1 protein-coding gene and 1 pseudogene are annotated in these 798 nt (G+C 55.8%); both read right to left on the reverse strand.

From position 1 onward, the window contains the following. Positions 1–474, reverse strand: a pseudogene (locus WH277_RS00055) (GMC family oxidoreductase); the annotation flags it as partial. A gap of 39 nt (positions 475–513) precedes the next feature. Beyond that, the coding region (locus WH277_RS00060; protein ID WP_339503626.1) for a gluconate 2-dehydrogenase subunit 3 family protein at positions 514–798 on the reverse strand (285 nt) is incomplete at its 5' end.

Consider the following 798-nt stretch of genomic DNA (forward strand, 5'->3'; position numbering starts at 1 on the left):
CATCTCAAACTTCTCGTAATAGGGTTCGATCTCTTCCCAACTGAACGGGAAGTCCATAATGCGCATATCGTCCTGCAACACGCCCGGTCCGTAGGCCTGGTCAGCATAGGTTTTCAGTTTAAGATCGGTCGGTGTCGGACGGATCAATACCGCCGTCCAGTGCAAACCCGAACCGCCTACGCCGTTACCCGGGCAAAAAGCGCCCCATTTGCGCGTTGGCAGCGCGGTCTGGCTCATGTTGTAACGCACCGTCACCGCCGCTTCTGCTGGCGTGGCCATCACTTTGTTACGCACGGCGTAGGCATATTCATCGGCCGGCTTGGGGTAGGCAAACTCTTCGTAACCGCGATCGGCTCCGCGCTCCAGCGCCCGCACTTTCAGCCCGGCCATCGCCAGCTCAATGCTCATCAGCGAGCCAGCCCATCCCAGGCCGACAACAACAACGTCGACTTCTTCTTTATTAATCTGTGCCATGTTTGATCCCAAACTTTGCTAAAAACACGATGGAAAGACTCAGGCGCGTTCGCCCTTGATGCTGACCGGGCCAAGTGGATACGGGATATTGTGCTGCTTCACCCATTCCAGATAACTGGCACGTGCGCCCGGGAAGCCGATAGCAATCCACGCTTTCATCCCTTTATTGCCGCCGTACATCGGATCGGAGAGATAGCCGTGTTTGGCATCGGACAGCAGCCCGCTAAAGAACTGAGAGGCTTTCAGGTCGGCCTCGCCCAGTTCAGCAAAGTGGACATCGTTTTTTTGCAGTTGGGTCAGAACGCTGTCTTTATCCTGCGATGA

The sequence above is a fragment of the Erwinia sp. MYb416 genome (assembly GCF_037479575.1).
Classification (GTDB): domain Bacteria; phylum Pseudomonadota; class Gammaproteobacteria; order Enterobacterales; family Enterobacteriaceae; genus Erwinia; species Erwinia rhapontici.